Raw genomic sequence first — 1,116 nt, forward strand, 5'->3', positions numbered from 1 at the left:
GTCGAGCACGTCGACAGCAGTCTTCAACGTTTCCTCACTCCAATTCCCGACGGGCTCTGGGCCGAGCTCGACGATATGGGCCTGGCCCCTGATCCGATCGGAACACCATGACCACCATCATCGACGTGCAGGTGTATGACCTGCGGTTCCCCACCTCCCTGAGCCAAGACGGCTCCGATGCAATGAATAAGGACGGTGACTACTCGGCTGCCTACGTCGTCCTCGTCACCGACGATCCGCAATTGTCCGGTTTCGGTTTCACTTTCACGATCGGTCGCGGCAACGACCTGTGCGTGGAAGCTGCCCGGCAGCGCGCATTCCCGCTCATCGGACGCGACGTCGCCGAGATGGTGAACGATCTCGGCGGCGTGTATCGGGATCTCGCCGGTGACACGCAGTTGCGGTGGCTCGGACCTGAGAAGGGCGTGGTGCATCTGGCTATGGCAGCGGTGATGAACGCCGTCTGGGATCTGGCGGCCCGCCGGGCAGGCAAACCGATGTGGCGGCTACTGGCGGACATGAGCCCCGAAGAGCTTGTCGACGTCGCCGACCTGCGCTACCTCTCAGACGCGCTCACCCGGGATGAAGCGATCGCAATTCTCCGCGAGATGGAGCCCACACGTCAGGAACGAATCGACGAACTGGACCGTCGCGGCGGATACCCGTGCTACACCACGAGCGCAGGATGGTTGGGATACAGCGACGATAAACTGCGCCGCCTGCTCAAGGAGGCAGTCGACAGCGGATACCAGCACGTGAAGCTGAAGGTCGGAGCAAACCTCGAAGACGACCGCCGCCGGATGCGCATTGCCCGGGAGGTGATCGGGTGGGACGCCAAACTCATGATTGACGCGAACCAGGTGTGGGATGTCCCCGAAGCCATCGACTGGGTTAATGAACTCGCCCATTTCAAGCCCTTATGGATCGAAGAACCCACCAGCCCGGATGACGTCCTGGGTCATGCGGCAGTACGCCGCGCAGTAGCTCCGATCGGGGTCGCGACCGGGGAACACGGCATGAACCGGGTGCTGTTCAAGCAGATGTTCCAAGCGGGCGCGATCGACTATTGCCAGCTCGATGCGGCCCGTCTGGCAAGCATCAACGAAATCCTCGCGG

General features: G+C 62.2%; 1 protein-coding gene. It reads left to right on the forward strand.

Annotated elements, in window-relative coordinates; genetic code table 11:
* Nucleotides 1–107 precede the first annotated feature (107 nt).
* The coding region (locus MU551_RS23185) for an enolase C-terminal domain-like protein (RefSeq protein ID WP_247048926.1) at nucleotides 108–1,116 on the forward strand (1,009 nt) is incomplete at its 3' end.

Source organism: Arthrobacter rhizosphaerae (assembly GCF_023062595.1).
In the GTDB taxonomy this organism is placed as follows: domain Bacteria; phylum Actinomycetota; class Actinomycetes; order Actinomycetales; family Micrococcaceae; genus Arthrobacter; species Arthrobacter rhizosphaerae.